Raw genomic sequence first — 12,682 nt, 5'->3', positions numbered from 1 at the left:
CCGCTTCGGTCAAAGCCAAGATCATCTCTCGGATCTTACCTCGCAAAGCTTCTGTCAATGGGTCGGCTCCCAACACAGCTTCCATTTGCCCGACAGATCGTGTAGCTTCTCGCATAGGCGTGTCCCTCCTCGGTTTGGCTCCCCTAAAGAGCCTTTGGTTTTTTGGCTACCGAGAGGATACGCCTTTTTAATTTTCTACAGCAAGCAGGACACGACCCCCCTGTTTTCAATCATTCGGTGTCGGCGAGGTCCGCACCAGTCACCCATCAGGATCAAGGCCTTGGAGCCGTCCCTGTAGAAGGGAGCCATCTCCCGCCCCTGGCAATCTTTGTTGCCCCAGAAAACTGTCGGTACCACGCCGTGTCCAAGGTTTTAGGATCACAGATCCTGTGGCTCTCCCTGGTGGGAGTCCAACCCCATTGTGGCTCACGGCGTGGGCGTACCATCGAATCACAGCACCAGCGAGTTGTCTATAAGGGATGAGACAGCGGCCAATCAAATCTAGTGGTTTTTAGCCAACCCCAACCAAAGCTCGCTGCTCCATCCCAACTGAATAAACCTGCTCCTAGGCGAAGGCCCGACCTACATCGAAGGGAACTTCATCCCGCATGATGCAATAACAAGCCCGCGCTAACTTGTGAGCCACCGCCTTGATGGCCACTATCCCGTTGGTCTTGGCCTTCTTTCTCTGATAGAAGCGCCGGATCAGAGGATTGAACCTAACGGCAAAGTTGGCCGCCTCCACGAAGGCCCACGCTAGATGTTTGTTGCCATTCTTGGTGTTGCCGCTCCCTTTGCGTTTACCGTTGCTTAGCTTCTCACTGCCCACACACCGACAATAAGAAGCAAAATGCCCCACCGTGGAGAAGCGCCGGATATCTCCGGTCTCCAGCATAATGGTCAGGGCCAGGATCTCACCGATCCCGTCAACCGTGAGCAGGTATCGAAAGGCGGCCTTCAGTTTAACCCGCTCCTTGACCACCTTCTCCAGCGTGGCAATCTCTGCTTCCAGAGAGCGCATCACCGAGAGATTGGCCTTAGCGGCCAGCGCCATATCGGCGCCGGTGAGCAGACCCTCAACCTCTTCGGATCTCAGTCGTTTGATGCGGCTGGCGCTGATCGAAGAGCCGGTGTTGCGTGTGATCAGATTCTGGATGCTTAAGATGTTGGCCGTCTTCTGGCGAACCAGTTGGCCGCGCTTGCGCAATAGATCGCGCACCGCCCGCTCCTCTTTGGGGTAGATGTAGCCCACGGGCAACACTCCCAAGCGCAGCATGTGAGCGAGCCAACGCGCATCGGAGTGATCGTCGGTGTACTTCAGTCCTTCGTACTGCTGGACGGCTGCGGTGTTGGCCAGATGCACTACGTGCTCTTTCTCCATCAGACCATCCACTAGCCAGTACCAGTTGTAGGTCGATTCCACCACGATCCCCTGGATCGACGATGCCTAGGGCGAGAGCTGCTCAAGGATAAACCCCAGATCATTGGGCAAGCGTTTTTGATAGACCACCTCGTCTTGCTCGTCGATCAGAACCGTAACGTTGTTGGTGGAGTGCAAGTCGATGGCACCGTAAAGTTTCATCTCGTCTCCTCCTTTGAGTTATGCGGGTTAGCTTTCATAGCCGAACCTTACAGCCTCTTGGAGGAGCCTTCTAGATGATTATCAAATCTTTTGTTGGTAGTTGACGCGGTGTTGGGATTATGGAGTCAAATCCGATGCGAGGTGTCGGCAAAGAGTGGACGCATCCGACGAAGCTGTCAACAAAAGAGTTGACCCGTATCCTTTTGGCCCGTATCCTTTCACTCCAACGTCAACCGCACCACGTGCACACGATGCAACTCTTGCTGACTCACCCTTATCTCCCCCTCGCTCATCCGACCCCCTCCTTGGCAAAGAAAATCCTAGCTCAGAGGGTGACATAATCGCTGAACAGTTTTGGGGTGACATTTTCGCTGAACGACCACAGGACTCCGGCCACGAATTGACCCCACAGCCGCGCCTGTTGTAGCATCTCGTCGATGTCCAGAGCGAAGCTCCGACGGTACCTTCGGCTTGCGCATAGGCTTTCCAAACTTGCGGAGACGATTGCCGAGACAGTCCAGGAAAGGCTTTCTCGTGAATCGCGGCAACTGTCGATCCGTGACCGCGTTCTCATCGGCCTGGCGTTAAAGATGTATCATTCGTTCCATTGCATCCTGCACGACGCAAAAAACGAGCGCCTAGAAGCCTGCCATCATCTGAAGACTCTCCTTGAGTCCTATGTCTACTTGCAGTGGGTCGGCGCTGATACCACGGATACAAGGGCGACGCTTGTCTGGGCGAGGAGTGTGGACGAACAACGTAAGCACTTCAAGCTTAGCCCCAGGAATGCAGAAATGGCCGATGTTAGAATCTGGGAACAGGCACTCCGGGATAGTACCAAAGGTTTGGAAAGCGCGTGGGACCATTTCCAAAACACACGGCTTTTTGCGCTGGCGAAAGACGCGAATCTATCCCCCTGGTACGTCGATATATACCGCCTAGCCTGTCAGCCGGCCCATATCGCTGATTTGCTCCAGTTCGTGCCACAGCCCGGCGAACCGATCTCCCTGAAAAAGCCCCCGACCTCACTTTTATGGGCGACTGTCGCCTTAGATTATGCCCTCCAAACTTTCTGTAATTTACTACTAGATGCCGCAAAGGAATACGGACTAGATGATCTAGGCGCTAGGCTTTCCAAGATAAAATCACAGATAGACGAAACACGGTCGTCAACGCTTTAACGAAGTTAGCCTCCTGGCCTGTGATTTCGTTGGGGCGATTTCTACCTTGCTCGATGGAGACCGTCGCAGAATAGAGGGTGTTACGAAAACTAGTGTTATTCCCTGTATTGCCGCAGGTCCGACTCCGGACACACCCCACATTCTCGCCCCCGAGAACCATCGAACCGGCTCAGTACTAGCAGCCGGATAGCTGTGGCGAAAGGGGATCGAATCTTTGGCGAAATGGGGTCGAATCTTTACCTTTGACCTGTAACACCTGCGCGCGGTCAAACGGCTTCACGAGGAGGATTTGCGGCAAGGCCTGAAAAAGAACCCAGGGTGTCAAGTCTTTTGTTGGCAGTTGATGGGGTGTTGTGGTAGGGGCTGCTTGGCGATGGTGGTGGGGTGGGCGTGTCATGGAGTCGCCTCCAGGATGCAATCCGATGCGAAGTTTCGGCAAAGGGTGGACGTGATTCGCCGAAGCTGTCAACAAAAGATTTGACGCCTATCTTTATCTGACTGCCAGCGTTAGACGGCAAGTGCGTCGAACCGAGCGCATACACGCGATCGAAGCCACTAGGTTGCTCAACGAGTTCGTCGGCGACCTCGTAATTGCCTCTCGGGCAATGGGTTGGCTGGATGCGCGTGCCCTTCAATCAAAAGTAAGCCACGAGTTCAAGGTCACAGTGCACCGCATGTGCATTTGGCATCTGGTAGCGACGCTGTCGAAATGGCAAGAGGTGTACGACTGCTATCACGAGCTCTTCCCGAAGGATGTCCGGGAGGCTTCGCGAGAGCTGCGGAAAGAGCTAGAGAGACGAGGTGTTCGCGATTTCCGTAATACTGTTGTCGGTCACATCTTGGACAAGAAGACGAAGAAGCCGATGACCAAGGCCGACATCGACAAGAAACTAAGCAAGATCTTCAACGGCGACTACGAGGGCTTCCTTCTTGGGGTCAATACTCCGGGAGGCAATGACTTTCCCAAAACGGTCGTCTCGATTGTCGAGCAAATCGGCGATAGGCTTACCCAGGAGCACTCAATAACACCCGAGGAGCTGTTTCCATGGAAGCATCACGACAAGGTTGGCGTCTAACCCTGTGCTGCTGCGGACGGCCCGCGAGGGACCGGTCTCATTTCACCCGCTCGGCTGCGGCCGGCCGCAGAGCACGACGTTGGGTGCCAAATGGCTAAGCGGCCTCTAAAGTTCAAGATTCGCCTTCCTTCTTATGTTCACCCGCGACTCGCATGGCGCGAAGCAATTTATCGGCAGGCAAAACTGGTGGGCGCGGTGTATCGGGCGGAAGACAAACTGGAAGTTATTGTCCGGCTCTACCTGGAGGGCGGTGCTTTGTTGACACACGACGTCGACAACCGTCTTAAAGACATTCTCGATGCTCTTCAGGGCCGTATCGGTGGCTCAAAGGCAATTCGGCGTTTTGTCCCGATTATCCCCAACGACAATCAGGTCTACCGCGTGGTTATTGAGAAACTCGCTCCGCCAGCCCAAAGCCACGGGCTGGGGCACTTGATCGTGCGCAAGTACGCACCCAACAAAACGCTGGAGCGGACGCGAATGGCGCGCGCCGCTCAGCGCTGAGCATTGGCCTCCAAGAACCACAATGGAGTCGCCTCCAGGATGCAATCCGATGCGAAGCGTGATAGTGGCGAAAGGGGGTCGAATCTTTACCTTTGACCTGCAACACCTGCGCGAGGTCAAACGGCTTCACGAGGAGGATTTACGGCAAGGCCTGGGGCGGGTGGGGCTGCGCTGGCCGGGGCGCAGGTCTTCCAACGGGGGAAAGAATGGGGCTGGCAATGGGTTTTCCCGGCCACCAGTCATTACACCGATCCTGTGAGATGATTTACACGCACGTCTTGAAAAAGAGGACCTCGCTCGCGAGGGCGGCTTGTCGGCGAGCGCCGACGATTTCGAAAAAGCTGTGCCGGGTTTCCGTCGCCCCGGATCGCTCCTAGCGTGGGCGCCGGGCTTTTCGGCGATGGTCGCGGCGGAGCGATTTTTCGCTCCGGCCCGCTGGCTCATCGAACGGGTTCTTACGGCAGCCGCGCGTCGGAGAAAGAGGAGACGGCACTTCGCCCTTTCGGTAAACAAGGCGCGGCGTGGCTCGTCTAAAACGAGCGGAACGAAACCGTCACCGACGCGGTCTTGCGCGTCGGCATGGAAGGGTGGTCCGGTGAGAGACCTTGCGCTTGTAACCTTCAGCACGCTCTTCGTGCTGTTCTCCCTGTTCTCGCTGATTTCCGCCGAGCGGACGCGCGACTATGCGGCAAGAGCGTCCGCGATCGAAAAGCGCGCGGTTTCGGACATCGGCCTGAGGCTGGAACTGGCCCCTTGAGCAGAGCTCCACACCCGTGTCGGCTAAAGCCTACACGGGCGTGGAAAACCACGACAGCCGGTGGTCAGCTCCCCGAAGGTTCACCCCAGGATAGCCCATACAAGAGCGCACACAGCGGCGGCGGCCCCCGTCACACCAAGGGGGGATGTGGCGTATTTCCATGCCAGGATCAACGGCATGCTTTTCTTGATAGCCTCGAAGGGAAGTAGCTGCTCCATCCCCCAGCGCGCGATCAGGTAGCGCTCGCCGCCCAACAGCCCGACGGCAATGGGGTCTTTGTCGACGTGGCGCTGGCGCCAGACCTCGATTCTTTCGAAATATTTGCTGGCCTTCTGCATCTCTCCGGTGACCGAGTAGGGGATCCCCTCGGCCAGGTTCAAAGCGTAGGGGCTAAGGTTCCTTGCGGCGACCTGGTCGATGTTCTGCGACCGGACGGGAAGGAAGGTTCTCCATACGCGCCAATCCTCCGGGGAAATCTTCGGATAAGGGATCGGGTGGGTCTTGCCGCCCGCCACCATCATCGATTCGTTTTTTTCGAGGTGGTAATTTTCGACAAACATGGTTCGCCCCTCCTTGGGTTTGTGAGTCGCCGTTTGCCTTCGCTTGCGGCCGTTCGTGGAGCCCGATAACGCTACGAGCAAATTTCATTCCACGGCTGGGGGATCTCCGCATCGCGATGGCCTGGAGCAACCGGTCGGGCACAGCTCAACCAACGGGCGCCGTTCGTGTGCGCATCGCTGGCCGTGACATCTTCAGGCGGGACCGCGGAGCCGGGGCCCGGGTCGCGAACTGCTTGCCGAGAAGCTATTAGGATGGATGACGTGACATTCGCCGAGTTCTGTGCTCTCTGCGCCAGGCTCGAAGCGACGCGAAGCCGGCTGGACAAGGTCGCCTGGTGCGGGGATTTCTTGCGCCGGCTTTCCGTTTCGGAAGTTCCGTGGGCGATCGCGTTTTTGACCGCGCGGCCGTTTCCGGCTTCCGATCCGCGGGTCCTCGAGGTGGGGTGGGCCGCCGTGCGCGCGGCGGAGGAAGCCGCGCCGGCCGCGGTCGCCACCCTGTCGATGCTGGACGTGGCGGAGGGATTCGGGAAGATCGCATCCCGCAGCGGAAAAGGGTCGCGCCTCGCCAAAGCGGAAGCGCTCCGCGAGCTTTTCGCAAAAGCGACGCTGCCCGAGCGGGAGTTCTTGAAGAGAATTCTGCAGGGTGAGATGCGCATCGGGCTGCACGACGGCCTGGTGCAGGAAGCGATCGCCGCCGCGTTTGGGGCGCCGCTCTCCCTGATTCGACGCGCCGGACTGTTCCTGTCCGACCTTTCCGAGGTCGCCCGCATCGCGGCGACGGAAGGTGTCGCGGGGCTGGAGCGTGTCGGGATCAAGCTTTTCGTGCCGCTGCTGCCGATGCTTTCGGAGACGGCGGAGGATTTTGTCGAGATCCTCGAGGCGCACGGAGGGAGAACGGCGCTCGAATACAAGTACGACGGGGCCCGCATCCAGATCCACAAAGAGGGACCGAGGGTCCGGATATGGAGCCGCCGCTTGACCGAGGTGACGCAAAGCCTTCCCGACATCGTCGAGGTCGCCGGCGCCATGCGCGCCGGCTCGTGCATTCTCGACGCCGAGGTCGTGGCTCTGGGGCGGAACGGCAGGCCGCTCGCCTTCCAGGAGCTGATGCGCCGGTTTCGCCGCGTTCACGGGATCGAGCGGAGCGCCGCAGAGGTGCCGCTGGGGCTGTACGCGTTCGATTGTCTTTTGCTCGACGGCGAGCCGTTGATCGACCGTCCCTACGCCGAGCGCTGGGAACGGTTGCGGCAGGCGACGGATGAACGCTACCTCGCCGAGCGGCAAATCGTGTCGGACATCGATTCCGGGCGGGCGTTCCTGCAACGGGCGCTGGATGCCGGCCACGAGGGGGTCATGGCGAAGCAGCTGGAAAGCCCGTACGCGCCGGGGAGCCGGGGAAAGCGGTGGTTCAAGCTCAAGCCGGCGGTGACCGTCGACTGCGTCATTCTCGCCGCGGATCGCGGGAGCGGAAGACGCCGCGGCTGGCTCTCCAACTATCACCTTGCGGTCGTGGACGACGCGGGCGGCTTCGCGCCGGTGGGCAAGACGTTCAAGGGGCTTACCGACGCGGAGTTCAAAACGATGACGGCGCGGCTGGAACAACTTCGGGTCGCGGATGACGGCTACACGGTTACGGTCAAGCCCGAAGTGGTGGTGGAAGTGGCTTTCAACGAGATCCAGCGGAGCCCGCAGTACAGCTCCGGGTTCGCGCTCCGCTTTGCGCGGATCGTGAGGGTTCGCGAGGACAAACGGCCCGACCAGGCAACGACGCTGGCGGAGGTCCGCCAGCTGTTCGAGCGCCAGTTTCTGACCAAGAGTCGCTTCGAGATCTGAGCGCCCGGCGCGAAACCGCGGCGGTCGTCGGGTAGAAGGACGGCTTCCCGACCGAACGTCGGGCACGTGCCGATCCTCAGGTTCCGGTGCAGGCTTGAAACAGGAGCATCCCCCCTGAGGAGCAGCACGGCGAGCGGTACCTCAGGCGGGCTAAACAAATCTGGCCGGGCAGGGCCTTGCATCTTGGGCTGAACGGTGTTTAGAGAGGAGCATTCATCCGTTGCGGCGCATGCGGCGCGAGAAAAGCGAGCGAGGTTCTACTCCGGAGGGCGATTTCTCATGCAAGTTCTGGCGAAAGCGGGTTATCTCATCTGGGAAACGATCAATCTCGGGTTCATCGCGTTGATGACCGTGGCGTTCATCAGGACGCGGCGCCGCCTGCAGGGCCGCCCCGTTTTCACCGAAGGGGATCTGGAGCTTTTCTTCGGCCCCCGCCGCCCGCCGGTCACGGGGATACGTTTCTGGGTCAGGTTCGCCGAAACCGTCGTTCTTTGCTGCTTGATGGCGGCGACCGCCCTTCAGCTTTTCGACGGGCTCGGAGCGGCCTTGTTGACGGGCATGTTCCTGGTCGCGGCGATGGGAGTGGTCAAGACCATTTTGCTCGGTTGAGCCTCCGAGGGCTCCCGCCTAGCGAAGCCGGATGGCCGCCTTGACGACCCGGTAGCTCGCCATTGCCTGCATCGCTTCGTTGATCTGGTCCAGAGAATACGTAGCGCTGATCATCTCTTCGAAGGGGAAAGTTCCCCGACGCGACGCCAGGAAATCGATCGCCTGGAGCCAGTGACGCGGCTCCGCGGAACGGATCGTGTAAAGCGTCATCTCCTGGGGCAGGCGTTCAACCGGGATCGCGGCCCTGCCGCCCACTCCGATGTGGACGTAGCGACCGCCGGGCCGAAGCATGGCCAGCCCCTCGGGAACGGCGGCGCTGTTGGCGACCTGGATGACGATGTCCGCCCCGCGCCCCTCGGTGTGGTCTTGCACCCAGCGCCGGCGCTCTGCTTCTTCGGTCACCTCCCCGAGATCGAGGACTGCGTCGGCGCCCATCTTGCGTGCGACCTGCAGGCGGGGGGCGGGAGCGCCGATCACCAGGACCTTCTTCGCTCCGTGCTCCCGGGCCACCGCAGCGGCGAAGTTCCCCAGCGGGCCGCTGCCCTGGATGAGCACGGTTTCGTGGCTCTTGACCGCTCCCAGGCGATCGAAGCCGTGCATCACCGTGCGATAGGCGCAGGCCGAGGCGGCGGCCGACTCGGAAGAGACCTCCTCGGGAACCTTGATGATCAGGCACGGTGGCGGCACGTACATGTACTCGGCGCAGCTCCCGAGGAGGTAGGGGAAGCGATCGGCGCGGTTGTGGCCCCACGACGCGCGTCCCGGACAGATGCACGGTTGCAGCGCGACGCTGCAGTAGTAGCACGAGCCGCAGGCGACGTAGCTCCAGACGATCCGGTCGCCGGGCCGGACCGGATTGCCGAGGATATCGGTGCGCTCGCCGCGGATCTCCTCGACGACGCCGCAGGGCTCGTGTCCCGTGATGATCGGCAAGGTGTCGCCGTCGCCGAGCGGGCCGTGCCAGCGGTGCACGTCCGTGCCGCACAGGGTCGAAACCTCGATCCGCACCAGCATGGCGCCGGGTTCCAGCTCGGGGATGGGGACCCGCCGGATTTCGAGCGGTTCATTGTGCGCGGTGATCACCGCGGCGCGGCAGTCTCTCATGTGAATTTTCCTCCCCGGCAGGCGCGCGGCCGGAATCAGAGCGACGGCCGGTAAAACCGTTCGGCGTTGCCATGGAGCATCGCCGCCTTGTCTTCGGCGCTGATCGCTTCGCTCTCCAGCAGGTGCCCGATATCGTGCTTGCAGCTTTCGTTGGTGACCTCGTGCGGAAAGTCGCTCGAGTAAAGGAAGGGCTTGTTTCCCACCACCCGGACGGCGAACGGCATCGTCAGCTCCTCGGTCTCGACGCCCAGGAAAAAGCGATCGTCGGCGATTTGTTTCTTGAGATAGTCGCTCGGCTCTTCGGCCTCGCGGATCCCGAATTCGCCGGGCGGAATGTACTGGAAGTGCGTCTCGTGAGACGCATGCAGGCGCTCGAGCAGGAGAAGCAGCCAGGCGACGCCGCCTTCGAGGAACGCGATGCGGACCCGCGGGAAACGGTCGAAGATGCCGTTGTACAGGATGCTCGCGCAGCTCACGGCGAGACCCCACGGATGGCCGAGAGCGTGGACCGGAACGTACATGTTCATGTGATCCATGCCGAAGCGGTCGTGCACCCCGCCATGGACCGCCAGACAGCAGCCCAGGCGGTCCGCTTCCGCGTAGACGGGCCAGTAGACTTTCGCTCCGAGCGGCTGCGGCAACCCGTTGGACGGCATCATGGCGCCGAGCATGCCCAAGCGGGTCACGGCGCGGCGGAGCTCCTTGGCGGCCTCTTCCGGGTCCTGCATCGGGATCAGGGCCATTCCCTTGAAGCGCGGACTGAACCTCAAATAGGTGTCGTAAAGCCAGTCGTTGTAGGCGCGCGCGGCCTCGACGGCGTAGTCGAGGCTCACGATCTTGCCGTACGCGAGGGCCACGGTCGGATAGAGCACCGTCCAGTCGATGCCGACGTCGTCGAGAAAATCCAGCCATCCCTGCGGTCCGACCGGCGGGCGCTGGTCGCGCTGCGGCGGGGTCTCGACGGCGCGGCCGGTGTGGAGATGATCCAGCGGCGGGAAGATCACCCCCTTGCGCAGCGCGATCTCGCGATAAGGGGAGGACATTCGCGCCGCGATCGCCGCGTTGTCCTCGATCACGTGACCGTCGCCGTCGATAATTCGGGTGGCGTTTCGCTGGCTCATCGTCGGGTTCCTCCTGTATCGATGAGAACGACTCGGGCGGCCGTCTCGGGTATCCTATACGCAACCCGTCTTGAGCGTGCAAGGGGTTCGCGTAAACTGGTGGGCGGCGGCGGGCGACACGCCCCCCGCCGAAAGGAAGCATCGATGCGCCAAACCGTTGCCGCCGTGCTTCTGGCGGCGCTGCTTTCCGCCTGCGCGGCTCTGGAGGTTCCGGGAGGGCTAGAGCGCGCCGCCCCGCGTGCGGCGCTGCGTGTGCCGTTCGAGACGTTCACGCTCGAGAACGGACTGCGGGTCATTCTCTCCGAAGACCGCACGGCGCCGGTTTACACCCTCTGCGTCGTCTACGACGTCGGATCGCGCGACGAGCGTCCAGGCCGCACCGGATTTGCCCATCTGTTCGAGCACATGATGTTCCAGGGATCGGCGAACGTGGGCAAGGGCGAGCACTTTCTCCTGGTGCAGAACAGCGGCGGCAGCGCCAACGGCACCACCAACGCCGAGCGCACCAACTATTTCGAGACGCTGCCGTCGAACCAGCTCGAGCTGGGAATCTTTCTGGAGGCCGACCGCATGCGGGCGCTCGAGGTCACGCAGGCCAATTTCGACAATCAGCGGCACGCCGTCCAGGAAGAGCGGCGCCTGAGCTACGACAACCGGCCGTACGGCAGAACCGTGGAGGCGGTGCACGAGCTGGCCTACGACGGCTTCGCCTACAAACACTCGACGATCGGCTCGATGGCCGACCTGAGCGCGGCGACTCTGGAGGAGGCGCGGAATTTCTACCGGAGCTATTACGCCCCGAACAACGCGGTCCTGGTGCTGGTCGGCGATTTCGAGCGTGCGACCGCGCTCGAGCTGATCCGCAGGTACTTCGGCGCGATCCCGCCGCACCCGCGGCCGCCACCGCCGCCGGCGATCGAGGCCGAGCAGGCCGCGGAGCGGCGCCGGACGATCGTGGACGATTTCGCGCGGACGCCGCGCGTCGACATTGTTTACCGCACGGTTCCCGGGAATACGGCCGACTGGTACGCCTTGCGAGTGCTTGGAGAGGTTCTCGCCGGCGATCTCTCCTCGCGACTCTACCGAAAGCTCGTCAAGGAGCTGGAGGTGGCGGTCCGGGTTTCGAGCGGACCGGAGGAAAAGCGCGGAACCTCTCTCTTCTGGATCTCGCTGGCGTTGCGTCCCGGGAGGGACCCGGAGGCGGTCGAGCGGATCGTTTACGAGGAGCTGGAGCGGCTGGCCCGCGAGCCGGTGGAGGAGTGGGAGCTGGAGAAGGTTCGCCTCCGCCAGCGTCGGCAGCAGGCCGAGTCCCTCTACAGCAGCCGTTCCCGCGCCCTCTCCCTCGGCCATTACGCTGTCTATTACGGAGACCCGGATTTGATCAACAAGGTGTCCGACCTGCTGGCGCGGGTGGGGCCGCAGGATATTCAGCGGGTTGTGACTAGGTACTTCAAGCAGAACAATCGGTCAGTGGTCTGGACGCTGCCGAAGGGCGGGCCGGCGGCAAGCTCCGGCGGGTAGGACGGATCTCATGCGAACGGAGCGACCGAAATGGAAGGCGGCGCTGGCGCTGGCGATTGCGCTCGGGGCGGGAGCGTCGCGCGCGTCCGGCCAGGAATCGCTGCCCGTTTCGCCGAGCAAGGTCGAGCGGAAGAACCGTGCGCCCGTTTCCGAGGAAACCATCGGGGTGCGTTTGCCGCGGCCGCGCGAGGAGCGGCTTGCAAACGGCCTTTCGGTCCTCATTCTCGAGGATCATCGGCTGCCTGTGGTCTTTGTGCAGCTTCACCTGCGGGGTGCCGGAGCCCTCTTCGATCCCGAAGCCTTCCCCGGCCTCGCATCCGCGACGGCGCAGATGCTGCGCGAAGGAACACCGGGCCGGACCAGCAGGGAGGTGGCCGAAAGGCTCGACCGGCTGGGAGCGTCGGTCGGAGCCGGCGCCGCCTTCGGGTCGCCGGATACGGTGGTTACGGGCTCCGGGCTGAGCGAAAACCTCGACGAATGGCTGGAGATGATCTTCGAGGTTCTGCTCGAGCCGGTGTTTCCCGAGGATGAGCTCAGGCGCTTGAAGGAGCGCGCGCTCGTGCAGCTGCGCCAGCAGCGAGCCGCGCCGCGGTTTCTGGCGAGCGAGCGTTTCCACCGTGCGGTCTTCGGCGATCACCCGGCGGCCGTCGTGGCGCCGACGCAGGCCGCGGTCGAGACCCTCACGCCGGAGCTGCTGGCGAGGTGGCATCGGGAGCGATACAACCCCGCGGGCTCCGTGCTCGCGGTTGCGGGCGACGTGGACGGCAACCGCCTGCTCAGGGCGTTGAAGTCTCTGCTCGCCCGGTGGGGCGGGGGGCGGGCGGCTTTCGAGCT

At 61.9% G+C, this 12,682-nt stretch carries 11 protein-coding genes and 1 pseudogene; 8 read left to right on the top strand and 4 right to left on the bottom strand.

Annotation, left to right across the window (positions count from 1 at the left end; genetic code table 11):
• Positions 1-565: 565 nt before the first annotated feature.
• Positions 566-1,582: pseudogene (locus VNN77_12365) on the bottom strand (IS110 family transposase).
• 437 nt (positions 1,583-2,019) lie between these two features.
• Here VNN77_12365 and VNN77_12360 point away from each other — a divergent pair.
• From VNN77_12360 to VNN77_12345, 4 genes are all read left to right on the top strand, one after another.
• Positions 2,020-2,763 (top strand): DUF5677 domain-containing protein, encoded by a 744-nt coding sequence (locus VNN77_12360; protein ID HXG52183.1) that lies wholly within the window; start codon positions 2,020-2,022, stop codon positions 2,761-2,763.
• 560 nt (positions 2,764-3,323) lie between these two features.
• Positions 3,324-3,839, top strand: a complete 516-nt coding sequence (locus VNN77_12355; protein HXG52182.1) for a hypothetical protein — start codon at positions 3,324-3,326, stop codon at positions 3,837-3,839.
• Positions 3,840-3,929: 90 nt separating this feature from the next.
• On the top strand, positions 3,930-4,343 hold the full coding sequence (locus tag VNN77_12350) for a hypothetical protein (GenBank protein ID HXG52181.1): 414 nt from the start codon (positions 3,930-3,932) through the stop codon (positions 4,341-4,343).
• A gap of 595 nt (positions 4,344-4,938) precedes the next feature.
• Positions 4,939-5,100, top strand: coding sequence for a hypothetical protein (locus VNN77_12345; GenBank protein HXG52180.1), 162 nt, complete (start codon positions 4,939-4,941; stop codon positions 5,098-5,100).
• A gap of 80 nt (positions 5,101-5,180) precedes the next feature.
• On the opposite strand, the gene VNN77_12340 is transcribed toward VNN77_12345, so the two are convergent.
• Positions 5,181-5,660, bottom strand: coding sequence for a hypothetical protein (locus tag VNN77_12340; protein HXG52179.1), 480 nt, complete (start codon positions 5,658-5,660; stop codon positions 5,181-5,183).
• 252 nt (positions 5,661-5,912) lie between these two features.
• On the opposite strand from VNN77_12340, the gene VNN77_12335 reads away from it, so the two are divergent.
• Together VNN77_12335 and VNN77_12330 are read left to right on the top strand one after the other, a co-directional pair.
• The gene (locus tag VNN77_12335) at positions 5,913-7,493 is read left to right on the top strand and encodes an ATP-dependent DNA ligase (GenBank protein ID HXG52178.1); all 1,581 of its coding nucleotides are present in this window, start codon (positions 5,913-5,915) and stop codon (positions 7,491-7,493) included.
• Between the two features lie 279 nt (positions 7,494-7,772).
• Complete coding sequence (locus VNN77_12330) at positions 7,773-8,102, top strand: hypothetical protein (GenBank protein ID HXG52177.1); 330 nt, start codon at positions 7,773-7,775, stop codon at positions 8,100-8,102.
• An 18-nt stretch (positions 8,103-8,120) separates the two neighbouring features.
• Here the strand turns inward: VNN77_12330 and VNN77_12325 are convergent, their stop codons facing one another.
• Entirely contained in the window at positions 8,121-9,206 is a 1,086-nt protein-coding gene (locus VNN77_12325; GenBank protein HXG52176.1) for a zinc-binding dehydrogenase, read from the bottom strand.
• Positions 9,207-9,241: 35 nt separating this feature from the next.
• A complete protein-coding gene (locus tag VNN77_12320; GenBank protein ID HXG52175.1) occupies positions 9,242-10,327 on the bottom strand; it encodes an amidohydrolase family protein in 1,086 nt (361 codons plus the stop codon).
• 144 nt (positions 10,328-10,471) lie between these two features.
• On the opposite strand from VNN77_12320, the gene VNN77_12315 reads away from it, so the two are divergent.
• Positions 10,472-11,848, top strand: coding sequence for a pitrilysin family protein (locus tag VNN77_12315; protein HXG52174.1), 1,377 nt, complete (start codon positions 10,472-10,474; stop codon positions 11,846-11,848).
• Between the two features lie 10 nt (positions 11,849-11,858).
• On the top strand, positions 11,859-12,682 hold an 824-nt coding region (locus tag VNN77_12310; GenBank protein HXG52173.1), incomplete at its 3' end, for a pitrilysin family protein.

The sequence above is a fragment of the Candidatus Zixiibacteriota bacterium genome (assembly GCA_035574315.1).
Taxonomy (GTDB): domain Bacteria; phylum Desulfobacterota; class Binatia; order UBA9968; family UBA9968; genus DATLYW01.
Note: the sequence above shows the minus strand (reverse complement) of the source record. Positions and strands in the feature narration are given on the sequence as shown.

Bases quoted from the DNA above. Each gene is read 5' to 3' on its own strand.
- VNN77_12315 (HXG52174.1), top strand. From the start codon at position 10,472: ATGCGCCAAACCGTTGCCGCCGTGCTTCTGGCGGCGCTGCTTTCCGCC.
- VNN77_12325 (HXG52176.1), bottom strand. From the start codon at position 9,206: ATGAGAGACTGCCGCGCCGCGGTGATCACCGCGCACAATGAACCGCTC.
- VNN77_12360 (HXG52183.1), top strand. From the start codon at position 2,020: ATGTCCAGAGCGAAGCTCCGACGGTACCTTCGGCTTGCGCATAGGCTT.
- VNN77_12340 (HXG52179.1), bottom strand. From the start codon at position 5,660: ATGTTTGTCGAAAATTACCACCTCGAAAAAAACGAATCGATGATGGTG.
- VNN77_12330 (HXG52177.1), top strand. From the start codon at position 7,773: ATGCAAGTTCTGGCGAAAGCGGGTTATCTCATCTGGGAAACGATCAAT.
- VNN77_12335 (HXG52178.1), top strand. From the start codon at position 5,913: ATGGATGACGTGACATTCGCCGAGTTCTGTGCTCTCTGCGCCAGGCTC.
- VNN77_12350 (HXG52181.1), top strand. From the start codon at position 3,930: ATGGCTAAGCGGCCTCTAAAGTTCAAGATTCGCCTTCCTTCTTATGTT.
- VNN77_12320 (HXG52175.1), bottom strand. From the start codon at position 10,327: ATGAGCCAGCGAAACGCCACCCGAATTATCGACGGCGACGGTCACGTG.